Annotated in this window: 21 protein-coding genes and 1 pseudogene; 8 read left to right on the top strand and 14 right to left on the bottom strand. The window is 70.0% G+C overall.

Annotation, left to right across the window (positions count from 1 at the left end):
• Nucleotides 1–150: 150 nt before the first annotated feature.
• The 5 genes from ABF401_RS08470 to ABF401_RS08450 form a co-directional block, all read right to left on the bottom strand.
• Nucleotides 151–966: an ABC transporter permease gene (locus ABF401_RS08470; protein WP_353509107.1), complete on the bottom strand. Its 816-nt coding sequence runs from the start codon at nucleotides 964–966 to the stop codon at nucleotides 151–153.
• On the bottom strand, nucleotides 963–1,859 hold the full coding sequence (locus ABF401_RS08465) for an ABC transporter ATP-binding protein (RefSeq protein ID WP_353509106.1): 897 nt from the start codon (nucleotides 1,857–1,859) through the stop codon (nucleotides 963–965). The genes ABF401_RS08470 and ABF401_RS08465 overlap by 4 nt, the downstream gene beginning before the upstream one ends.
• Before the next feature lie 140 nt (nucleotides 1,860–1,999).
• A complete protein-coding gene (locus ABF401_RS08460; RefSeq protein ID WP_353509105.1) occupies nucleotides 2,000–2,659 on the bottom strand; it encodes a response regulator in 660 nt (219 codons plus the stop codon).
• Complete coding sequence (locus ABF401_RS08455; protein WP_353509104.1) at nucleotides 2,656–3,909, bottom strand: sensor histidine kinase; 1,254 nt, start codon at nucleotides 3,907–3,909, stop codon at nucleotides 2,656–2,658. The genes ABF401_RS08460 and ABF401_RS08455 overlap by 4 nt, the downstream gene beginning before the upstream one ends.
• A 126-nt stretch (nucleotides 3,910–4,035) precedes the next feature.
• A complete protein-coding gene (locus ABF401_RS08450) occupies nucleotides 4,036–4,434 on the bottom strand; it encodes a nitroreductase family deazaflavin-dependent oxidoreductase (RefSeq protein ID WP_353509103.1) in 399 nt (132 codons plus the stop codon).
• Nucleotides 4,435–4,802: 368 nt separating this feature from the next.
• Here ABF401_RS08450 and ABF401_RS08445 point away from each other — a divergent pair, with 368 nt between their 5' ends.
• The 5 genes from ABF401_RS08445 (at nucleotide 4,803) to ABF401_RS08425 (ending at nucleotide 8,040) form a co-directional block, all read left to right on the top strand.
• Complete coding sequence (locus tag ABF401_RS08445) at nucleotides 4,803–5,279, top strand: ATP-dependent zinc protease family protein (RefSeq protein ID WP_353509102.1); 477 nt, start codon at nucleotides 4,803–4,805, stop codon at nucleotides 5,277–5,279.
• Nucleotides 5,279–6,304, top strand: coding sequence for a succinylglutamate desuccinylase/aspartoacylase family protein (locus ABF401_RS08440; RefSeq protein ID WP_353509101.1), 1,026 nt, complete (start codon nucleotides 5,279–5,281; stop codon nucleotides 6,302–6,304). The genes ABF401_RS08445 and ABF401_RS08440 overlap by 1 nt, the downstream gene beginning before the upstream one ends.
• Nucleotides 6,305–6,351: 47 nt before the next feature.
• Nucleotides 6,352–6,876 (top strand): glycine cleavage system transcriptional repressor, encoded by a 525-nt coding sequence (locus ABF401_RS08435; RefSeq protein ID WP_353509100.1) that lies wholly within the window; start codon nucleotides 6,352–6,354, stop codon nucleotides 6,874–6,876.
• A gap of 11 nt (nucleotides 6,877–6,887) precedes the next feature.
• On the top strand, nucleotides 6,888–7,469 hold the full coding sequence (locus ABF401_RS08430; protein WP_353509099.1) for a hypothetical protein: 582 nt from the start codon (nucleotides 6,888–6,890) through the stop codon (nucleotides 7,467–7,469).
• 148 nt (nucleotides 7,470–7,617) lie between these two features.
• Nucleotides 7,618–8,040: a DUF6299 family protein gene (locus ABF401_RS08425; protein ID WP_353509098.1), complete on the top strand. Its 423-nt coding sequence runs from the start codon at nucleotides 7,618–7,620 to the stop codon at nucleotides 8,038–8,040.
• Between the two features lie 155 nt (nucleotides 8,041–8,195).
• Here the strand turns inward: ABF401_RS08425 and ABF401_RS08420 are convergent, their stop codons facing one another.
• From ABF401_RS08420 to ABF401_RS08410, 3 genes are read right to left on the bottom strand one after another with little or no spacing between them, the layout of a single operon-like run.
• A complete protein-coding gene (locus tag ABF401_RS08420; protein ID WP_353509097.1) occupies nucleotides 8,196–9,311 on the bottom strand; it encodes a DNA glycosylase AlkZ-like family protein in 1,116 nt (371 codons plus the stop codon).
• Between the two features lie 52 nt (nucleotides 9,312–9,363).
• The gene (gene ilvA / locus ABF401_RS08415) at nucleotides 9,364–10,902 is read right to left on the bottom strand and encodes a threonine ammonia-lyase, biosynthetic (protein ID WP_353509096.1); all 1,539 of its coding nucleotides are present in this window, start codon (nucleotides 10,900–10,902) and stop codon (nucleotides 9,364–9,366) included.
• Nucleotides 10,903–10,931: 29 nt separating this feature from the next.
• Entirely contained in the window at nucleotides 10,932–11,822 is an 891-nt protein-coding gene (locus tag ABF401_RS08410; RefSeq protein WP_353509095.1) for a sigma-70 family RNA polymerase sigma factor, read from the bottom strand.
• Between the two features lie 137 nt (nucleotides 11,823–11,959).
• Between ABF401_RS08410 and ABF401_RS08405 the strand changes: the two genes are divergently transcribed.
• The gene (locus ABF401_RS08405) at nucleotides 11,960–12,721 is read left to right on the top strand and encodes a GNAT family N-acetyltransferase (protein ID WP_353509094.1); all 762 of its coding nucleotides are present in this window, start codon (nucleotides 11,960–11,962) and stop codon (nucleotides 12,719–12,721) included.
• A gap of 58 nt (nucleotides 12,722–12,779) precedes the next feature.
• On the opposite strand, the gene ABF401_RS08400 is transcribed toward ABF401_RS08405, so the two are convergent.
• The 6 genes from ABF401_RS08400 to ABF401_RS08375 form a co-directional block, all read right to left on the bottom strand.
• The gene (locus ABF401_RS08400) at nucleotides 12,780–13,925 is read right to left on the bottom strand and encodes a ScyD/ScyE family protein (RefSeq protein WP_353509093.1); all 1,146 of its coding nucleotides are present in this window, start codon (nucleotides 13,923–13,925) and stop codon (nucleotides 12,780–12,782) included.
• 115 nt (nucleotides 13,926–14,040) lie between these two features.
• Nucleotides 14,041–15,177 (bottom strand): VWA domain-containing protein, encoded by a 1,137-nt coding sequence (locus ABF401_RS08395; RefSeq protein ID WP_353509092.1) that lies wholly within the window; start codon nucleotides 15,175–15,177, stop codon nucleotides 14,041–14,043.
• On the bottom strand, nucleotides 15,178–16,161 hold the full coding sequence (locus tag ABF401_RS08390) for a VWA domain-containing protein (protein ID WP_353509091.1): 984 nt from the start codon (nucleotides 16,159–16,161) through the stop codon (nucleotides 15,178–15,180).
• On the bottom strand, nucleotides 16,158–17,057 hold the full coding sequence (locus ABF401_RS08385; protein ID WP_353509090.1) for a DUF58 domain-containing protein: 900 nt from the start codon (nucleotides 17,055–17,057) through the stop codon (nucleotides 16,158–16,160). The genes ABF401_RS08390 and ABF401_RS08385 overlap by 4 nt, the downstream gene beginning before the upstream one ends.
• Entirely contained in the window at nucleotides 17,036–18,067 is a 1,032-nt protein-coding gene (locus ABF401_RS08380) for an AAA family ATPase (RefSeq protein WP_353509089.1), read from the bottom strand. Before ABF401_RS08380 ends, ABF401_RS08385 begins: the two co-directional genes overlap by 22 nt.
• A gap of 54 nt (nucleotides 18,068–18,121) precedes the next feature.
• The gene (locus ABF401_RS08375) at nucleotides 18,122–19,000 is read right to left on the bottom strand and encodes a S1C family serine protease (protein WP_353509088.1); all 879 of its coding nucleotides are present in this window, start codon (nucleotides 18,998–19,000) and stop codon (nucleotides 18,122–18,124) included.
• Between the two features lie 637 nt (nucleotides 19,001–19,637).
• Between ABF401_RS08375 and ABF401_RS08370 the strand changes: the two genes are divergently transcribed.
• Both ABF401_RS08370 and ABF401_RS08365 read left to right on the top strand, forming a co-directional pair.
• Entirely contained in the window at nucleotides 19,638–21,266 is a 1,629-nt protein-coding gene (locus tag ABF401_RS08370) for a hypothetical protein (RefSeq protein ID WP_353509087.1), read from the top strand.
• 283 nt (nucleotides 21,267–21,549) lie between these two features.
• Nucleotides 21,550–22,010, top strand: a pseudogene (locus ABF401_RS08365) (hypothetical protein); the annotation flags it as partial.

The following is a 22,010-nucleotide window of genomic DNA, read 5'->3' as shown; positions in this document are numbered from 1 at the left end:
CGCCGGAGGCGCCGTGAGCCGCGCTGGTCTGCGGATGCGAGATGCCCCGGCGCTCTGCTGAGCACCAGGGCTTCTCGCCGGGCGATCACTCGATCGAGTGAACAGCTTTCGGGACCGAAGCTGGCTCGTGAGCGGGTTCGGGTCACCCCGTCACTTCACCTCGGACCGCATGGCCAGGCGCAGTCCCAGCAGCGCGGGGACGATGATCCAGACCCCGGCCGTGACCGCGACGTTGGCCCACTGTTCGCCGGTCACCTGACCGTTGAAGAGGAACGACTCCGCAAGGTTGAGGTCGATCCAGGGCCGCACGTCCGGGAACCAGTCCACCGTGGTCATGAGCAGCCCGAACAGGCTGGGCAGCACGAAGGCGTACATGAAGTAGACGACGAGCGCTGCCACCGAGCTGCGGATGAGCAGGCCCAGCATGGTGCCGGTCAGCAGGCAGAGCAGGCTGCCGAGCACGATGGTCGCGCCCTCGGTGAGGGAGACGTCCCACACCAGGTCGGCGCCGGTGATGGCCGTGCCGACGAGGTTGCCGACCGCGCCGACGGCGAAGGCGAAGAGCATCGCCACGACGCCGACCCCGAGGGAGGTGAGGCCCTTGGCGACGATGACCCGGTTGCGGCGCGGGACCAGGGTGAACGTCGTCAGGCCGCTGCGCTGGCTCCACTCGCCGGTGATCGACAGGGTGGCGATCATCGGAAGGATGATCGCCATCGGGAAGCCGACGGCCTTGGCGAACGTGTAGTACGTCAGCTCCGACTCGGGTGCCAGCAGGATGATCCCGACGGTCGTCCCGACGCCGGCGATGACGATGCTCGCCATGAGCCAGAAGCCGGACCTGGTGTTGAACATCTTGCGCAGCTCGACCGCGACGACGCGGGTGAGGGGGATCCGCTTGGGGGTGCCGCGATCTGCACGGCCGGCGGCGGTGGTGTCGAGGGAGTCGACAGTCATGGCGGTCATGCCGCTTTCCTTTCTCGTTGGGTGTCAGCGGTGAGCTGGAGGAACATGTCCTCGAGCCCGCCGTCCGCTGGGCGCAGCTCGGTGAGGGCGACGCCGGAGGCGTGTGCGGCCCAGCCGACGCGCGCGGCGTCGGCATCGGCACGCAGGGCGCCGTCGTCGGTCACGGTCGTCTGGACGCCGCGCTGGTCGAGGGCTCGCTGGAGCCGGAAGACGTCGGCCGCGCGGACGACGGTGCCCGCGGCACCCAGGAGCTCGGCCTTGGAGCCCTGGGCGACGATCCGCCCCTTGCCGATCATGACGATGTCGTCGGCGATGACCTCGACCTCGTGGAGCAGGTGCGAGGAGAGCAGGACCGTGCCGCCCTGGTCGGCGTAGCGGCGCAACAGGTCGCGCATCCAGCGGATACCGGCCGGGTCGAGCCCGTTCGCCGGCTCGTCGAGGATGAGCACGGCGGGGTCACCGATGAGGGCCGTGGCCACACCGAGGCGTTGGCGCATGCCGAGCGAGTAGTTGCCGACCCGCTGCCCGGCCTCGGACTCGGTGAGCCCGACCGCTTCGATGGACTCGTCCACGCGTCGGGCCGGCAGGCCCATGAACCGCTGCGCAAGGGTGAGGATCTCTCGGCCGGTGCGGCCGGCGTGCTGGGCCGAGGCGTCGAGCATGACGCCCACCTCGAGGCCCGGGTTGGGCAGGTCGGCGAACCGACGACCGAGGATCGTGGCGCTGCCCGACGTTGGTGTCGTCAGGCCGACCATCATCCGCATTGAGGTCGACTTGCCGGCCCCGTTCGGTCCGAGGAAGCCGGTCACCCGGCCGCTGCTGGCCACGAAGCTGACGTCGTCGACGACGGTCAGCTTGCCGTACGTCTTCGTCAGGGAGTCGATGGTGATCATGTGGAGGTGCCTTTCGCACTGGGTGATTGGATGCTTCAACGCTAGGAACGGGGCACCCTCCAGCGCGTCGTCGCGAGGTCGCGAGCAGGTCCGACGAGCCGACGATCTTTCGGGTCCGACGTTTGGAGGACGTCGGGCGGTCAGGCCAGCTCGGACGAGTCGAAGAGCCCGGACTGGTAGGCGAGGACGATGGCCTGGGCGCGGTCGCGCACGTCGAGCTTCTGGAGCAGTCGGGTCACGTGGGTCTTGACCGTCGTCTCGCTGATGAACAGCTCACGTCCGATCTCGGCGTTCGACAGTCCCCGTGTGATGAGCCGATAGACGTCGAGCTCCCGCGTCGTCAGGCTCTCGAACACGCGAGGGGGCGCATGCCGGCTCAGCCTGGTGAAGTGTTGGATGACGCGTTTCGTGACCGCAGGGGAGAGCAGTGCGTCTCCGGCCGCGATGGTGTGGACCGCGGCGATGAGCTGCTCGGGTGGGTCGTCCTTGAGGACGAAGCCGCTCGCCCCCGCCCTGAGCGCCTCATAGACGTAGTCGTCCAGGTCGAACGTCGTGAGGATGAGGACGCGGGCCGCCGGGTCGGCCGCCAGGATTCGTCTCGTCGCCTCGAGCCCGTCGAGCTCGGGCATCCGGATGTCCATGAGGATGACGTTCGGGTGGAAGCGTGCGGCCTGGGCGATCGCCTCGAGGCCGTTGCTCGCGTCGGCGACGACCTCGATGTCGGGCTCGTCGGCGAGCAGCATGCGGAAGCCGGCCCGCACCATCGACTGGTCGTCCACCACGAGCACCCGGATCGTCATCGGCCAGCTCCATCGAGGGGGAAGCGTGCGCGCAGCACGTAGCCGCCGGCTCGGGACGCTCCCGCCGACATCTGCCCGCCGTAGATCTTGACCCGTTCCCGGATTCCGACGAGACCGTGGCCGAGCCCGCTCTCGGAGCCCCCGTCGTGAGCGATGGCCGCGTCGCCAACCGCGCGGCCCGCGCCTCCCGCGCCTCCCGCGCCTCCCGCGCGGCCCGCGCGGCCCGCGCCGCCCGGGCCGTCGTCGCGGACCTCGAGCTCGAGCTCCCTCGGGCGGTAGCGGACCTGGACCTCCGCCTGAGTGGCGCCCGAGTGCTTGAGGCTGTTGGTCAACCCCTCCTGGACGATGCGGTAGGCCGAGAGGTCGAGTCCGGGCGGCAACGTCACCGGCTCGCCCTCGACCTCGAGTCGGACGGGCAGCCCGGCGGCCTGCACGTGCGCCACGAGCGTCTCCAGGTCATGCAGCCCCGGCTGCGGCTCCAGCTCGAGCGACTCGTCGTCGTGGCGCATCGCGTTGAGCAGTCGACGCATCTCCGCGAGCGCGGTGCGACCGGTCTGCTCGACCTCCTTCAGGGTCTCGCGGACCTCCGCGTCGCCGTCCGGCATCCGGTGGCGGACGGCGCCGACCTGCAGCACCATGACGCTCATCGCGTGGGCGACGACGTCGTGCAGCTCGCGGGCGATGCGTCCCCGCTCCTCCGCCACGGCGACCCGCGCCGCGATCTCGCGCTCCCGCTCCGCCCTGCTCGCCCGCTCCTCCGCGACCTCTGTCTGAACCGCGCGCTCGCGGAGCGCGTAACCCACGAGCCAGCTCATCCCGAAGAGCGCTGGCGTGAAGATGAGGTCGTCGCTCCCGTGGCCGGGGATGTTGTAGACGACCACCGCCGCACCGCCGACCGCGATGACGAGCCCGACCCGTGCCTCAACGTCGCGACGCAGGTTGCCCAGGAGGAGCGCCGCACCCATCCCGGTGAGGAAGAGGCCGGTGCGGTTGGCAATGAGCTGCCCGTCGAGGAACGACAACGCTGCGCTGAAGAGCCACATGGCCGCGGGCGCCCCGAAGGGGAACCGGCGTCGCGCGAGGAGCAGCAGCACGAGGAGGGCGACAGCGACAGCCTCGAGCCACAACGCGACCCCGGTCGGCCGCTGCGGGTCGTCCCGAGCGAGGACCCCGACCGCGCTCGCGAGTGCCGTCCCCACGATGAGGACGTCGACTCCGTGCCTCGACGCGAAACGCCATGCGTTCCCCACGTGTTCACGGTACTCAGCGGGGCTCCTGCAGTCGTCCTACGAAAGGAGGAGGCAGGGCGGCCTGCAGAAACAGCAAGGGGTATGCCGCTGAGCTGGCTCCCCGGTCAGCTGACCTCCGGACGTGGCTCAGTTGCTCCGATCACGGGCGGGCCCGTGTCGCAGGCGGAGGAAGCCACCGGGGAAGTTCGACGGCTGCAGCAAGAGGCGCGCCGGACCTGTCGCTGCCGCCATGACGACGTCCTTGCCGACGAACTCCGGCTCCGTGCACTCGAACTCGCGCCCGCCCAGCCGAACGGTGCACCGCCCGGCCGCACGTACGTTTCGCACCCAGTCTGTGCCGCGTCCCCACGGCAGTCCGACGAAGAAGGCGCCGGGCGTCGAGGTGAACGCGAGGGGCGTCGAGTACACGCGTCCACTCTTCCGACCGGAGTGCTGGAGCACCCCCCACAGCGGCACGAAGCGGCGGCCAGCCAGGAGGAGGGCGAACCGGTTGAACGTCTTGACCGAAGCAGGGGGACCAGCCATCCACCCACGGTAGAGCCCCCACCCCTTTGTCGAGTGTGCAGTTTGCGCCTGAATCCGCCCGGGCGCGAAGTGCACACTCGACCAGGAGGGAGCTGGGCACGAAGTGCCGCCGTGAACCCGCCCGTCACAAGCGGGGCCGTATGCCGCTGGGCTCCGTTCCGCGGCAGCCACCCCCTTGGTCGAGGGCGCAGTTTGCGCCGGAGGCTTGGGCAAGTGGCGGGCCTTGGCATCCGGCACGCACTGCACGCTCGATCGGGGGAGGCTGCGCTGGAAGCGAGCTCGCCGGCATCGGCGCAAACTGCACACTCGACCGGGGGGAGCCCGCGAGGGTCCCGGGTTTGCGGGCGCCGACCTGCGAGGATGTCGACGTGGTGGAGCCGACTCGTGTGCGCACCCAGGTCGGGTGGCGTGAATGGGTGACTCTCCCTGGTTTCGGGGTGCCGTGGATCAAGGCGAAGGTCGACACGGGCGCCCGGTCCTCGTCATTGCATGCCTTCGACATCGAGCACATCCTGCGCGACGGCGAGCCCTGGGTGCGCTTCTCCGTGCACCCGTGGCAGCGGTCCGACACGGACGCCGTGGTCGTCGAGTGCCCGATCCAGGACGAGCGGATCGTCCGCAGCTCGTCCGGGCACGCCGAGGAGCGCATCGTGGTGCTCGTCGACGTGGTCCTCGGCAAGCGCACCATCGAGGCGGAGGTCAGCCTGTCCAACCGCGACCAGATGGGCTTTCGCATGCTCATTGGACGCGAGGCGCTGCGCCAGGGCTACGTCGTCGATCCGGGCAGGTCCTACCTCGGCGGGCGTCCACGCCTCGCGATGCGCCGCCGGAACAGGGGTCGGTGATGGCGCGAGCGTCCTTCGGTATCGGACCGGTCCGCGTCCGCCCGGGCTACGCCCGTGAGGTCGAGCTGCCCATCACCCGACTCGTCACCGGTGCCGAGATCACCCTGCCGGTGCGGGTCGTGCACGGGCGCGAGGACGGCCCGACGGTGTGGGTCACCGCCGCGATCCACGGTGACGAGGTCGTCGGGATCGAGGTCATCCGGCGACTCGTGGCGCGGCTGAACCCGAAGGCCTTCCGGGGCACTCTCGTGGCCGTGCCCATCGTCAACGTCTTCGGCTTCACGTCGGGCGATCGCTACCTACCCGACCGGCGCGACCTCAATCGCTCGTTTCCGGGCTCGGCGCGAGGGTCGTTGGCGAGCCGTATCGCGCACCTCCTCATGACAGAGGTAGTGGGCCGCGGGGAGGTGGGGATCGACCTGCACACGGGCTCTTTCGGTCGGACCAACCACCCGCAGATCCGGGCCGACCTCGACGACCCGCGGACCCGTGAACTGGCTGCGGCTTTCGCGGCGCCCGTGATGATCAACGCGAGGCTGCGCGACGGCTCGCTTCGGGCGGCGGCCCAGGAGCGCGGCTCGGTCGTGCTGCTCTATGAGGCCGGCGAGGCGTGGCGCTTCGACGCGTGGGCCATCGAGGCGGGGGTCGTCGGGGTCCGCAGGGTGCTTGCGGCACTGGGCATGGTCGACCCCCTCGACGAGCCCGCGCCCACGCCGAGCCTCGTCTCCCGCTCCAGCGGCTGGGTCCGGGCCCGGCGCACCGGGATCCTCCAGCTCGATGCGGTCCTGGGCCAGCGGGTCGACGTCGGGGACCGGCTCGGGAGCCTCTCGGACTCCTTCGGCAAGACCCTGCGCCTCGTCCACGCCGACCGTTCCGGCATCGTCGTCGGCCGAACGACCACGCCGCTCGTCAACCGCGGCGATGCCCTCATCCACATCGCCGGGCTCGAGCCGGATCCCCCGGCAGAGCCGTCTCCGTCGGAGGCTGACGCGCTGCCTCAAGACCTGGAGCCCGACCTCAGCTGAATCGTGCGGAGGAGCGCGGTGGAGGGAGCCGTCGTTACGATGCGAGCATGCCTCGACTCGTGCTCACCGTCATCGGCGACGACCGCTCCGGCCTCGTTGAGGCGCTCGCCAACGTCGTCACCAACCACGGGGGGAACTGGGAGCACAGCCAGATGACCGAGCTGGCCGGCAAGTTCGCCGGCATCGTCGTGGTCTCTGTCCCGGCCGATCGTGCCGACGAGCTGACCAGCTCACTGGGCGAGCTCGAGGGCCTTCTCGAGGTGTCCGCGCATCCCGGCGCCGAGGCGGAGAGTGCCGAGGCCGCGCAGGCCCAGCCCACCCTGACCATCGACCTCGTCGGCAACGACCACCCAGGGATCGTCCACGACGTGTCCGCCGTGCTCGCCCGGCACGGCCTCAGCATCGAGACGATCGAGACCGAGACCCGGGACGCGCCGATGGCGGGTGGGCGCCTCTTCGAGGCGCACGTCGTCGTCGGCTTGCCGGCGTCAACCCAGGTCGGGCAGCTCCGCACTGACCTCGAGCGCCTCGCGACGGAGCTTCTCGTCGACCTCGACGTGAGCGAGGACTAGGACTACGCCGTATGCCGCTGAGCGCGGGCCCGCACGTCGTCGTCCTCGTCGAGGGGCGGAGTGACGCCGCGGCCGTGGCCGTGCTCCTGCGTGCCCACGGGCTCGACGGCGAGGGCCGAGTGAAGGTCGTGTCGATGGAGGGGGTGACCAACGTCGCTCGTGACCTGCGCAAGTCCCGAGACGAGCACCCGGACGCCATGGTGCTTGGTCTCTACGACGTCGCGGAGGAGCGCTTCGTCCTCGGTGCGCTGCGCCGGGCCGGCGTGCCGCTCGAGGCGCCGGTCGACCTTGTCGATCACGGCTTCTTCGTCTGTGACAGCGACCTGGAGGACGAACTGATCCGGGCGGTCGGGACGGCGGTGGTCGAGGACGCGCTCGACGAGATGGGCCACCTCGAGCGGTTCCGCACGTTCCAGTACCAGCCCGAGTGGCGCCACCGGAGCCTGACGGACCAGCTCCACCGGTTCGCCGGCAGTGGCTCCGGCCGGAAGGTGGCGCTGGCCGAGCGCCTCGCAGTCCGTCTCGACGCGACCACGACCCCGCCGCCCCTGGCCGGCCTGCTCGGCCGGATCGCGCAGCACCTCCACCCCTGATCGAGTGAACAGCTATCGGCCCGAATCATGTTCACTCGATCGTGCAGGGGCGTGAAGTCGCCTGGCGGTGACAACGGTTCGACGCCCATCGGGGGTTCAGGTGGGTGAGTGCTCGAGAGGCGAGCACAACCGAACAGGGGGAAACCCAATGCGTGCAATGTTGCGGCGCAGCGCCGTCCTCGCCACGGCCGTGACCGCGTCACTCCTCTCCGCCACGTCCGCGATTGCGGGCGGCGCACCCGACTACGGCGACGTGAACGTCGACATGCGGGCCGTGCTTCAGGACGGCGCCCTGACCATCGGGGGCACGTACCAGTGCGAAGGGCCCGGTCAGCGGCTGGGCAACGCCTCTGTCGAGATCTTCCAGCGCGGAGACCGCGTTGCGGTCGTCGTGCTCGAGGCGCTCACGTGCGACGGAGCAGACCACCGGTGGGAGGTCAGGGTCGCGGCCGAGAACGCCCGGCCCGGACGAGCCCTGGCGCACGGCCTGCTCCAGGTCTGCGAGGTTCCGGACGGGCCCTGCCCAGGCGTGCTCTTCGACGAGGACATCGTGGTGACGCCTCGCCGGTGATCCCGGGCCCACCGATCGAAAGAGCGGCTTCCGGCCGCGAGGGCGCTGCCACCGGAATCCGCGCCATTCCAGCGCCCGGGTCCCCATCTGGCGGGCCGAGCGAGTTGGCTGTCCGGCAGCTTCAGGTCCGGATCCTGTTCTTGCGATCGCCCCGGTCAGGTTCTGCGGCTGGGGAGGCCGGGGCCGTCGAGCCCGACCCCGAGCCAGGCGGCGAGGTCCTCGAGCTCTGCGAGGACCCCCGCCGTCATGGCCCGGGTGAACCGGACGTCCTGGTGGAGGGCGTTCACCCGGAGCACCTTCGCCTTGCGGTCGACCGTGCCGTCGACCTTGCCCACCAGCCGGTCGCCGTGAAGGACCGGTAGGGCGAAGTAGCCCCAGCGTCGTTGTGCAGCAGGCTTGTACATCTCAAGCGTGTAGTCGAAGCCGAAGAGCTCGAGCGCCCGCTTCCGGTCGTGCGAGAGTCGATCGAACGGTGACAGCAGTGCCGTCCGGCCCTCGAACTCGTCGTCGACGCGCTCGAGCTGGCCAGGATCCACGCGCCACTCACCGGCAACGCCGTGAACCGCGGCAGCGACGCCGGCCTCACCGACGAACGGCGGCTCGGCGGGCATGTTCGTGCCAGTCGCGCGAGCGATGCCGAGCGCCCGGAGCCGTCGCTCATCCCGGATGCGCTTGGCATCGGCTGGCGTCACGTGCGGCAGGTCGGCCGGATACACCCGGGAGGACAGGTCCCAGATCCGCTGTCGTCCTTGGCGTCCGGCGATCGCGACCTCGCCCCGGGCGATGAGGAACTCGAGCATCTGCGTCACATTGCGGTTGTTCGTCCACCCGGTGGATGGCCATGGGACGACGCAGGTGTCCGGGATGTCCTTCGACTGCAGCGGTCCCTCTGCGTCGAGCCGGGACAGGATGTCGCGACGGAACGAGGCGTTGCCTTCGAACCAGGCCCGGGAATCGGGATACCTCGGGACCTCGTCTGCATCTGCCAGGTAGAGGGGCAGGTCCTCCATCGGTCGGATCAGGGCGTTGAACTCGACGAGTGACCGGTCCTGCTCGAGCGCCTTCTTCAGCTGAGCGGGCTCGTACGACGACCCCAGGCGACTCCAGGCGACGAGGTCCGCGCTCGGCGCCACTGCCGCGGTCGGGTCGAGCTGCAGGAGAGTCAGCTGGCGCACCATCTCGACAAGCTCCACGGGACGCGGCGCATCGAGCAGCTGCGCGCGCACCGCGATCCGCCGCGCCTGCTCACCGGTGAGCCGTTCCAGGTCCACGTCTCCGACGATAGACCGAGCGTGAGTCCGTTTGTGGCTCACAGCAACCCGCTCAGCGCGGCAGAAGGAAGTAGGAGAGCGCGGGACTCGTCGTCACGTCGACATAGGGGTAGCCGAGGGCCTCCACGTGCTGGTGGAAGGTGACGTCCCCCGCCACGCCCTCGAAGGCGCAGAGCACCCGCCCGTAGTCCGCTCCATGGCTGCGGTAGTGGAACATCGTGATGTTCCAGCGCGTGCCCAGCTGGGTGAGGAAGCGGGCGAGGGCTCCCGGGTGCTCCGGAAACTCGAACGAGTAGACCTGCTCCGGGAGGGCAGGCGGGTGGCCGCCGATCATGTAGCGCACATGCGTCTTCGCCGTGTCGTCGTCGGACAGGTCGATCACCGGGTAGCCCGCGGCCGACATCGCCTCCGCGATCTCGGACCGCTCCGCGTGCCCCCGGACGAGCTGGACGCCGACGAAGATGCGCGCGTCGTCCGACCCGTCGACGCGGTAGTTGAACTCCGTCACCGCGCGACCCTTGAGCACCCTGAGGAACTCGAGGAACGACCCCGCCCGCTCCGGGATGGTCACGCCGTAGAGGGCCTCGCGCTGCTCGCCGATCTCCGCGCGTTCGGAGATGTAGCGCAGGGTGTGGAAGTTGACGTTGGCTCCAGACAGGACGTGGGCCAGGCGCTCACCCCTCAGGCCATGGGACTCGACGTACTTCTTGAGGCCGGCCAGGGCCACCGCTCCGGCGGGCTCGGCGACGGCTCGCACGTCCTCGAAGATGTCCTTGATCGCGGCACAGATCTCGTCGGAGTCGACCGTGACGACGTCGTCGAGGTAGCTCCGGCACATCTCGAACGTCGTGTCGCCGATCCTTTTCACCGCCACACCCTCGGCGAAGCGGCTCACCTCGGGCAGCTCGACGGGCCTGCCTGCCGACAGGGCAGCGCTGAGGCAGGCGGCGTCCTCGGGCTCGACACCGATGACCTTGATCCCGGGCATGAGGTTCTTGATGAGTCCTGCGATGCCGGCCGCGAGCCCACCACCGCCGACCGGCACGAAGACCCGGTCGAGGTGGGCGTCCTGCTGAATCAGCTCGAGCCCGAGCGTGCCTTGGCCGGCGATGACGAGCGGGTCGTCGAACGGGGCGATGTACGTGTGGCCGTGCTGCGCCGCGAGTCCGAGCGCCTCGTCCTTCGCCTCGTCGAAGGTGTCGCCGAAGAGGACGACGGTTGCGCCGTGGCTGCGGACCGCATCGACCTTGATCGGCGCGGTCGTCACCGGCATGACGACGACGGCCTCGATGCCGAGCAGCGAGGCCGAGAGCGCGACCCCCTGGGCGTGGTTGCCCGCCGACGCGGCGATGACTCCACGGGAAGCCTCGCCCGGTGTCAGGGCACGCATCCTCGTGTAGGCGCCGCGGATCTTGAACGAGTGGACCGGCTGGCGGTCCTCCCGCTTGACCTCGACGGTGTTGCCGAGGCGTTCGGAGAGCGACTCCATCACCTCGAGGGGAGTGACAACGGCCGCCTCGTACACGGGCGCCCGGAGGACGTCGCGCAGCAGCTCGGCCCCGTTGCCACCGGCCCGGTCGCCGCTCGTCACCACAGTCGGCAGGGTAGACCCGGGTGGGGTCAGTCGGCGACTGCCAGCTCGAGGCTGCGAAGTCGGTCCGTGTCGGAGATGACGTCGATCGCGGTGATGTGATCTCCGTCGAAGGCGAAGGACAGGACGAGGAAGAGCTGCCCACGAGGCGCCATGACGATCCCTGCTGCTCCCTCGACGAGCGCCGGTGCGCTGTACCTCGCGCGGTGGGACGACGCCATGGCGGCGCGTGCCACGACCTCGGCCCCGCGCAACGACACGAGCCGCCCCGCCGGCGTCGCGCCCGCGTCCGCCCGAAGGACGACGTCCGGGTCGAGGAGCAGGAGCAGTCCCTGGAAGTCGCCGTCCCGGACGGCAGCGAGGTAGGCGTCGACGACCCGACGCTGCCGCGGCAGATCGGTAGGAGGGGTCGGTGTCCCACGCACCCGCCGCCGGGCCCGGGAGGCGAGCTGCCTGGCCGCCGAGGAGGACCGCCCGACGATCGGACCGATCTCGTCGAAGGGCAGGTCGAAGAGGTCATGGAGGACGAAGGCCAGTCGCTCTGCCGGCGAGAGCGTGTCGAGGACGACGAGCAGGGCCACCCCGACCGAGTCCGCGAGGATCGCTTCCTCCGCCGGGTCCATGCCCCCGCTTCCACTGGACGTCGGCTCTCGCCTCTCGGCGTCGAGCGGCTCCTCGAGCCGGGTCCTGCGCGAGCGCAGCATGTTGAGCGAGATCCGCCCCACGACCGTCGTGAGCCACGCGGCGAGGTTGTCGATCTCCTCGGCCTCGGTCCGGCTCAGGCGCAGCCACGCCTCCTGCACCGCGTCGTCCGCCTCCGTCGCGGATCCGAGGACGCGGTAGGCGATGCCTCGCATTCGGCCGCGGTGCTCCTCGAATCGAGCCGCCAGCCACGCCAGGTCGTCAGTTTCGTGGGTCATCTCGTCCTATTCTCCGGTCCTGGGGTCACCGGAGTAGACCCGCCGGATCCCCTCGATGTGACCAGCGCACGTGACGCCCGCGCAATCGTTGAGAAATGCACTGGATCGCGACGCGGAGCGCCTGCGAGGGTGGCGGCATGACGCGTGACCACTGCCTGTTCGCGCGGATCGAGGCCTATTACGATCTGGTCCCCCGAGCCGCGGCAACGACCGAGGAGGTCGGACCCTTCACCCTCTTCGTCCCCGAGGAGGGCACGGGGTGGCACTTCTACGCACGACCGAGGTTGCACGGGTCGGCGACCTTCACCGCCAAGACGGTCGAGCAGGTGCTCGCACGCCAGGTCGAGCTCGGCCTGCCCCGGGCGATCGAGTGGGTCGCCGACGTCACGCCGTCCCTGCTGCCCGCCGTCCGTGGGGCGGGCTACGAACCCCACCCGTATCCCTTGCTGACGCTGCCGGCCGACATCCCCATCGAGGCTGACCCTCGGGCCCGACCACTGCCGCACGCCGACCCACACCTCGGCATCGCGTTCGGCACGGTCAAGGCCGGGTTCAACGGCAAGGACCAGGTGGAGCAGCACGACACCGGGCGCAAGCCGGAGCTCATCGAGCAGGGGGCGCTCATCGTCGTCGCGTCCTACGAAGGCGGGCGACTCTGCGGCGCCGGATCAGCGGCCCCTCGGGGGGACGTTGCCGAGCTGATGGGGATCGCGGTGCCGCCGGGTCACCGAAACCGCGGTCACGGCAGCGCCATCACCCGTTCGCTCGTCGCCACCTGCCGCGAGCGGGGCGTCGACCTCGTCTTCCTCACCGCGGGAGCCGACGCCGCGGCCCGCATTTACCGGCGTGTCGGCTTCCGCGACACGGGGACGGCCTACGTCCTCGAACTCGACGACTAGAGAAGATGCCGTATGCCGCTGAGCCAGCTCAGCGGCATACGGCACCTTTGTCTGTGGTTCAGAGGTGGATGCGGACGACCTCACCGCCGCCGGCAACCACGGACCCCGTCGTCACGTAGGCGTCCTGGCCCCGGATGGCGACGCCGTACGGAGCGAACAGGCCGCCGGCCACCACCGTGTGGGTGTTGGAGTGCGCGTGCACCTTGACGAGCGAGCCGATCGGTCCCTGCAGCAGGCCGTTGGCGGCGATCTCCACCGCGTAGAGCGAGCCGTCGCCGGCGAAGGCCAAGGACGTGACATTCGTCAGGCCGGTCGCAAACGCCGTCGGCTGGTGTCCCGGAACGACGCGCCAGATCGTCGATGCACCCTGCTCGAAGGGGAATCCGACGAGCTGCGAGACGTACCAGGCACCGTCCGGTCCCTTGACGACATCCGTCGGAACGGCATCAGCCGGGAACCCCGCAGGCAGCGTGAATGGCGGGAAGGGAAGGGTAACCGCCTGCGTGGTGGGCACCGGCGCGAACGTGGCAACGTTCCGGCCGCCCTTCCGAGTCGAGTTGACGGCGTTGCCGCCGGCGTCGGCGAAGACCCAGCCGTTGCCGGACTTCGCGATGCCGACGGGGTTGCTGTCGATGTCCGTACCGTCCGGGTTGGCCTCCGCCTCGAAGGCGGCCGCGTCGAAGGCCACGGACAGCGAGTCCAGCCCGTCGAGGTGCCGGAGGTCGCCGGTCAGGACCGTGCCGAGCAGAGCGGCATCGGGGCCGAAGCCCGCACGGTACTCTGGCGAGCCGCCGAGGCCGATCGTCAGGGCGAACGTGTGGTTCCCCGTGAAGGCGATGGAGCCGGGTCCGAGCGGCTCGTCAGCAGTCCCGACCGAGGGCAGTCCTTCCAGGACACGAACGAAGCCGCCGTGGTGCTTGATCTTGCTCAGCGAGCCGGTGAGGCCGAAGCACACCTCGCCGAACTCGGGGCTCTGCTGACAGGTGTCGCTGCCCGATGGACCAGTGGTCCCGGCCTCCGTGACATAAAGGTCGCCGCCGGGAGTGAAGGCGAGCTGCCTGGGACTGTTGAGGCCGGAGGCGATGACGGTGGGACCACTGTGAGGCCCACCGTTGGCTGCGGCGGTCACGCCTCCCATCACCGCGAGGAGGAGTGATGCCGCTCCGGCAGCGACGAGTCGTGCCGATCGATGATGTCTGCTCATGGGGCACCTCTGTGACTGAGTCCCCTGACGCGGAACGTGACCCGTCGACGGTAGGACGGGCTGACCGCACTGTCTGGGGAACCGGGAAAGCCGCGGGAAGCGTCCGGGTTTGTCCTCAGGTCAGGGTGCTCCACCGGATGGAGACGACCAGGCCGGCGGCGAGCAGCAAGGCGGCCAGGGCCGCGAACGCCGCGCTGAGGTCGACGTCCTGCTGCTGGGTCGTGACGTGCTTGGGCAGGTCGGCGAGGACCGTCGACAATCCGGCTGCGTCGGTCGCGCCGAAGTACTCGCCGCCGGTCGTCTCCGCCACGTGTCGCAGCGCTGGTTCATCGACGACGAGGAAGTTCCGGGTCACCCCTCCGCCGCCTCCCGGTGGGCCGAAGCCGAAGTTCTGCCGTGGCTCGAAGCCGCCGTACTGCTCTCGTGAGCAGGCCAACGTCGTCGGGTTCGTCGTGCCGAAGCCGATCGGGTAGACCCGCACGCCGCGCTTCGCGGCTTGGTCCGCGGCCTGCGCGGGGGTCACCCCACGGGTGTTCGCGCCGTCCGTCAGCAGCACGATGATCTCGGGGACCGGCGCAACGCGAACCGAGGGATCCCCGCTCGCCTGGTCGGTGGGACCGGTGGGGACCGGGGTGGGCGGCGTCAACGCCGGTGCGCCGCCCTGGTCGACGTCGCCGGCGATCTCGACCGGGTCGCTCGGCCGCACGTCCGGGTCGATCTCCGAGATCGCGTCGATCGCGGTGAGGATCGCGGCGCCGATCGTCGTGCCCCGGCCCGTCGTCACTCCGTTGATCGCGCTGAGCAGGTCGTCCCGATTGGTGGAAGGTGCGACGGCGACCTCCGCAAACCCGGAGAAGACGACGAGGCCGAGCTTCGCCTCCGGTGGCTGCTCCTCGACGAAGTCGCGGACTGCCGCCTGGGCGGCGGTCAGTCGGTTCGGGGCGACATCGGTGGCACACATCGATCCCGAGACGTCGAGGGCGATGAGGATCGTCGTCCCGGAAACGGGCACGTCCGTGCGCACCTGCGGGCGAGCCGAGGCCATCCCGAGGACGGCCAGGCTGGCGAGGACGAGGGCAATCGGCACGTGTCGCCGCCACGAGCGGCGTCGGCCGGCCGCGACGCGGACGAGGGCGACGTTGGAGAACCGGACCGTGCGGCGTCGTCTGCGGCGCAGCTGCCACACATAGGCGCCCAGCAGGATCGGGGCGGCGAGCGCCAGGGCGAGCAGGAGCGGCTGGGCGAAGGACACTCAGACCACCCGGCCCTGGCGGAGGACCGAGATGGTCGCTCCGACCGCGAGCAGGAGGGCGGCGAGGGCGGCGACCAGCGAGGTCACCTCGTGCGGCACCGTCCGCATTGTCCAGTTCAGCTCGATCGAGTCGTAGATCTTCGCGAGCGACGCCGCGTCGCCGGCCTCGCGGTAGGTGCCGCCGGTCGTCTTGGCGATGTCCTCCAGCACGGCCTTGTCGAGGGCCGTGGCGATGCTGAAGCCGTCGACCTGCAGGACCGCCCCCTCGGGAGTCCCGAGCCCGATGGGCTCGATGCGCACCCCTGCGGCGGACGTGAGGTCGGCGACGTCGCGCGGGTCCGGACCCGTGGTGTTCTCCCCGTCGGTGAGCAGGATGATGGAGGTCCCGCCGTAGTAGCCGATGTCCGACTCCTGGTCGGAGCCGGACTCGGAGGTGGCGACCTTGGTGATGGGTCGGCCAGCGATGGCGCTGAGGGCTCCGAGCAGGCCACCACCGAGCGAGGTCTCGCCCTGCGCGTCAAGCCGGTTCACCGCGGCGAGAACGGTCGCCTTGTCCGTCGTCGGGCGCTCCGTGACGAGCCCGGTGCCCCCGAAGGCGACGACGCCGAGCCTGACGGACGGCGGTTGCTTGTCGATGAACTGCCGGGCCGCTGCCTTGGCCGCCTCGAGTCGGGTGGGCTTGATGTCGGTGGCAGACATGCTCGTGGACACGTCGAAGGCGAGCACGACGGTGCCTTCGCGATGGGGCTCGGCGACCGCCGCCACCGGTCTGGTCATCGCGACGACGAGCACGACGAGCGCGGCGACGAGGAGGGCTGGGGCGAGCCGTGCCCACCGGTCCCTGGGCGGGACGGAGACCACGAGGCCTTGGCGTGCAAGCTCGCCCCGCCGTTCCTCCTGCCGCCGGAGCAAGCGCCGGAACCCCATGACGACGACCGGCACGAGGAGCAGTCCGAGCAGGGCCCACGGCCACGTGAGGGTCATCGCCGTCGCCTCCGCCGCAGCTCGGAGACCCGGACGAGGACGCGGACCAGGTCGTCGTCGGTGCTCACCCGATGGAGGTCGACGCCGACCCGACGGGCCTCTCCCTCGAGGGCCTCCTGCCGCTCGGCCACCGCGTCACGAAGCCGCTGACGGAAGCCGCGGTCGCTCGTGTCGACGAAGATCTGCTCCCCGGTCTCCGCATCCTCGACGTAGATCGAGCCGACGTCGGGCAGCTCGGACTCGCGCGGATCGCTGACCTGGAGGGCGACCACCTCATGGCGGCGGGCGAGCAGGGCCAGCGGACGCTCCCAGCCCTCGGCGCTGATGAAGTCGGACACGACGATGACGAGGGACCGGCGGCGGGCCAGCCCTGCTGTCGCGCGGAAGAGCGCACCGAGGTCGGTGACGCGTCCGGTCCCCGTCTCCGCACGGGTGTCCAGGACTGCCTTGGCGATGCGCAGCACCTGGTTTCGCCCGCTCGATGGTGGGATGACCGTGCGCACCCCCGTGTCGAACAGGACCGCGCCGACCCGGCTGCCACCGCGCGACAGCACGTGGGCGATCGTCGTGGCCACCTCGGCGACGACGAGGCCCTTCTGCCTGGCGACCGGGCCGAAGGCCATCGACGGCGACAGGTCGAGCAGGAGCCAGGACGTGATCTCGCGGTCCTCGACGTACTCGCGGACGTAGGGCGTGTCCAGCCGGGCGGTGACGTTCCACTCGATGTGTCGCAGGTCGTCGCCGGGCTCGTACTCCCGCAGGTCAGTGAAGTCGATCCCCATCCCACGGAAGAGGCTGCGGTAGTCGCCCTGGAGCAGGCCGTCGAGCCTCCGGACGACCCGCCACTCGAGTCGCCGAAGCAGCCGCTCGGGACTCAGGGTCGCGGTCGGGTCCATGACTGCTCGTGCTCGTGGGCGACGCTCGTTGGCCGCGGGACCGCCTCGATGATCGGCAGCAGCAGGTCGTCGGCGCTGAGGTCCTCGGCCAGCGCCTCGTAGGACAGGACGACCCGGTGGCGCAGCACGTCAAGAGCGAGATCGCGCACGTCGTCAGGCAGGGTGTAGTCCCGGCCGCGGAGGAACGCCAGCGCGCGAGCGGTCAGGACGAGGTTGATCGACGCGCGTGGGCTCGCGCCGTAGGTGAGGAAGTGGGCGAGGTCGTCGCGCCCGACGCCGTCCGGCTCCCGGGTGGCGGTGGCGAGCCGGACGGCGTAGTCGATGATGGACGGGTCGGTGTAGACGTCGTCGACCTGGCCCTGGTAGTCGCGCAGAGTGTCCGGGTCGAGGACCCGCTCGGTGCGGACCGGGCGGCCGACTTGCCGTTCGACGACGACGAACTCCTCGGCCGCGGCGGGATAGCCGACGAGAACCTTGAGCATGAAGCGGTCAACCTGCGCTTCGGGGAGCTGGTAGGTCCCTTCCGACTCGATCGGGTTCTGCGTCGCCATGACGAGGAACGGGTCCGGCGCCGGGTAGGTCTGGCGGCCGATCGTGACCTGGCGCTCCTGCATCACCTCGAGGAGGGCGCTCTGCACCTTGGCCGGTGCGCGGTTGATCTCGTCGGCGAGCACGAGGTTGGCGAAGACGGGACCGAGGGAGACCTGGAACTCGCCGTCCTTCTGGTTGTAGATCCGCGTCCCGACGAGATCGGCGGGCACGAGGTCGGGAGTGAACTGGATGCGCTGGAACTCGCCACCGATCGCCTGGGCCAGCGTCTTGATCGCCAGGGTCTTGGCCAGGCCGGGCACCCCCTCGACGAGCAGGTGGCCGCGGGCGAGCAGGGCCACGACCATGCGTTCGAGGAGTACGTCCTGCCCGACGATGGTCCGCTTCACCTCATAGAGCATCTGCTCAAGGAGCTGGTGCCCCGTGCCGGTTCGCGTCTCGTGTGTCCTCTCGCCCTCCATGTCGGCTCCTCCTGGTCGTGGGTCGGCGTGCATCGACCTGCTCCCTGCGCGGTCTCAGCGTGGTGGCCCGCCGACGGCGCCGCCGGCGGTGGCGATGGGGACGGCGAAGCCGATCCCGACGAAGAGGCTCTCGTTGGTGGGGTTGGCCAGGCCGGTGACGATGCCGACGACCTGTCCCGCACCGTTGAGGAGCGGTCCCCCGGAGTTGCCGGGGTTGACCGCGGCGTCGATCTGGATGAGGTGCTCGAGGCGGCGGCCCCCATCGACGCGGACGTCGCGGTCCAGTGCGGACACGACTCCCGCCGAGAGAGATCCCGCCAGCCCGAGTGGATGACCGACCGCGTAGACGGGGGTGCCCACCTGCACTCCGCCACCGAGGACGGCAGGCACCACCGTCTTTGGGAGGGTCTTGGGGATGAGCGCGGCGATGTCGTTGTCCGGGTCTGCGGAGGCGACAGTGGCCGGTGAGCTCGTGCCGTCGGTGAAGGCGACGGTGATCGAGTCAGCGTCCTCGACGACGTGCAGCGCAGTGAGGACCGTGCCCGTGGCGTTGACGATGACGCCCGCGCCCGTGCCGCCGAACTCGCCCTCCGCGTTGGACCCCCGTGTCGTGATGAGGACGAGGGAGGGCTGGATCGCCGCATACGCGACCGTCCCCTCGGCCGGCGCCCTGGCCTCCTTCTCGGCCTGGGCGTTGACACCGACCGTCACGCGCGCGTCGACGTCCCGTCGGGTCAGCGGGGGAGGACCAGGATCGCGCAGTGCGACGAACGCGGCGATCCCTGCGACCACGAGAACCGCCACGACCGCGACCCACGCCCTTCGCCGGAGGCGCCCCAGCCAGCCGATCTCCGAGGGTCTGTCGACGCGTTCCTCCGTGTCGCCGGGATCCACGGCGACAGGCACCTCGGGTGGTACGGGAAGGCGCGCCACCTCTCGACTGTACGTTTCGCCTGCCGAAAGCGGCAGACCCAGCCACGACGCAACGGGCTTTCAGCGAGCCCTCGTCCTGAACTCCGGCGAGACGGGACTCCACGGCCCGGCGGAACTCAGCTCAGCGGCACACGGAACCCTTGTCTGTGGCGGGCGTCCCTGACCCCTCGGATGTTTCGTCCTGAATGAGCCGAAACAAGGACATAGCGACCACGGGCTCGGTAGGGTCTGGCAAGCCCTCACGACCCGAAGGATCTCGGTGCATCCCTCCACTCGCTCGACCGCCGTCCTGTTCCTCATCGGATCCCTGCTCCTGGCTCCGGCAGCAGTCGCACCGTCAGTCGCGAGCGAGGCTGATCCCGTGGTCGAGGTTCTGCAGCCGGTGTCCACCGTGCCGGGCACAGCCATAGTGGACGGCCCGTTCGACATGATTGTCCAGGTGACGGGCGGCGTGCCTCATGATCTGACGTTGACGCCGTGGCTGCCGTCGTGGGCGGCAAGCTCACCCACTGCGGACCCCGTCACCATCCCGGCCGGATCCTGCCCGGAAAGCTGCTCGGTTTCGTGGCGGCTCAACCCTGCGAGCCAGACCACGCCCTGGTATCCGGGTTTCGCCCGCTTGGACGTGGATGCTGTCATGGACGGCCGGTCGATCCAGACCTACGGGAATGGTGTCAACTACCAACCTGTCGTCCAGCCCACCCGGGTGGCCGGCACGGAGGCTACGGCCACACCGAACACGGCGGGAGGCGGACCTGAGGTCTTCGACTCGGGCGGGTGGGTGACGTTCAGCGGTCTTGGCACCAGGGCCGCGGACGAGCAGGTTCAGGTGAGCGTGTTGACGGCGGCGGGCGACCTCAGTGCGACACCTTTGCTGTCCGCCGCCGGCTTCTGGTCGCAGGAACCGGATCCCGACACGGGTTATGCGGTCGGCCGCGCCCAGCTCAACACCTCCGCCCTGCCCGAGGGGCGCTACCGGCTGGTCGCGCAGGCGCATGACTCAGCTGGTCGCTGGAGCTACGCCTCGCCGGGTTCGATCGTCGTTGTGCACAGCCCGCCAGTCACCGTCCGGGCGGACGATCCGGGCATGGTGGCAGCGGGTCAACCAATCACCGTGAGGGTGGAGGTCCGAGGACTCCGCTCTCCCGCTCCGCGTCCGGGAACCGTGCGGTTGACGATGAACGGGACCGTGTCGGAGTACCCGGCCGACTTGACCGACTGGTACGTGCCTCGGGACACCACGAAGGCCTCGACCCGTGTCATCGCCGCGTCGACCGCGGGCCTCCCGGTCGGGGCTGTCGACGTCGTGGCCGAGGTTCTCGATGTGGGCGGCAAGAGCATCGGCAGAGCGTCGACGTCCATCAAGGTCATCGACTTCCGCGAGACCGTGACCGTCCCCGCGCTCGTCGTCGGGCGCAGCGCATCGGTCCGCCTGCGGGCCACTGCTCCGACAGGCACAGCGCTGCTTCAGTGCTTCGTCTCGCTCCAGTCCCCGCTCAAGCAGGACTTCACCTCCAACCTGTGCCCCGGCCCCCGGGCCACTTCCGTGGACCGCAACGCCGTCTTCGTTCCGCAGAACGCCGGCACCGGGGTGCTGCGAGCGGAGATCATGGCCCATGACGGCGTGATCGGTCCACAGCGTGATGTTCGTGTCACCGTGTACGCCAACCGCACTGCAACCCTGGCCGCTCCGGCTCGGGCATCGTGGGGCACTGTGCAGACCGCCACGGTGACCGTGCTGGATGAGAAGCGTGTCGGTCTGCGGAGTCCAGCCGCTGCCGGGTTGACCGTCACCCTGCAGCGCAAGAAGGCAGGCTCGTCGACCTGGACCTCCATCGGCACGGCGGTAATCGGCTCAACCGGGAAGGCCACGATCCGATACACCAATGCCGCGTCCGGCCGGCTCCGCGCCCTGGTCAAGGGAACGGTGCCCGGCAGCACCGTGGCGAGCGCCGAACGGTCAACCACTTCAGTCGCCGTCGTCGCCTGGTCGTCCCTGCCCACCTCCGCCCGCTACGGATCGGTCGTGACTGCCGGTGTGTACGCAAAGCCCCATGAGAAGGGGGCCCTCGTTCGCTTCCAGGCCCGCAAGCTGGGAACCGCCACGTGGAAGTCCTTCGGGTCGGGAGCGGTGGGCACGAGCGGGTACGCGAAGGCCAGCGCACGGCTACCGTCGAAGGGCACCTGGGAGGTGCGCATCCAGCGCGCCGGCACCACCGCCCAGGCCACCGGCTACAGCACGGTACGCCGCATCAAGGTCACCTGACGGAACCCACCCGAAAGTGAGTCCGACGTCCGAGGGTCATCACCCTCGCACCTGCAACCGTGCTCGCCAGCGTCGGCCGACTCGCATTCGATCGCCCGAACAATGACCGACGGAACGTAGGCTGCTCAAAGTGCCAATTGGCCCTTGATCAGCACGCCGAGGAGGCTCTGTGTCTCACACACCATTCCGACTCCGGACGATTCTGCCGAGTTCGAGTCGCACCGCCTTGGGCGCGACCCTCGCTGGCGGTGTGCTGACCGGTCTCGCGTCGGTCCCTGAGCGGATGAGCCGGTTGTTCCGGCACCGCTTCCCCATGGTGGCCGTGACCGGGATGACCGGCGTCGGCAAGAGCCAGCTCGTTGACCGGCTCACGCGGCGCGCCTCGGGCGACGGAGTGGCCGAGGTGGGCTCGGCGGTGATGGAGCGTCGCACCCGTCGGTCTCCTCGGCTGCAGGGCTTCCGCTTCCTCGTGGTGCCAGGTGACAACGCGGCGACGCGGCTCGGTGCCCTGGACGAGGTCTTCCATGACGAGCCCGTCGACGGGGTGATCCACGTGGTCGCGAACGGCTACGCCACCCCGCGGCGTACCGCCGGCACGACCGGCGCGGCGTCCGCGACCCGCGAGGACCAGCTCGCCGCCGAGCTCGAGGACTGGACGATCACCGCGCACCGGATCGCCTCGCTGGCGGTACGCCGTCACAAGCCGATCTGGCTCGTCATCGCCGTGACCAAGACCGACCTGTA

It is taken from the genome of Intrasporangium sp., from assembly GCF_040414665.1.
Lineage (GTDB): Bacteria > Actinomycetota > Actinomycetes > Actinomycetales > Dermatophilaceae > Intrasporangium.
The sequence above is the reverse complement of the archived record's forward strand: the minus strand, read 5'-3'. Positions and strand labels throughout refer to the sequence as shown.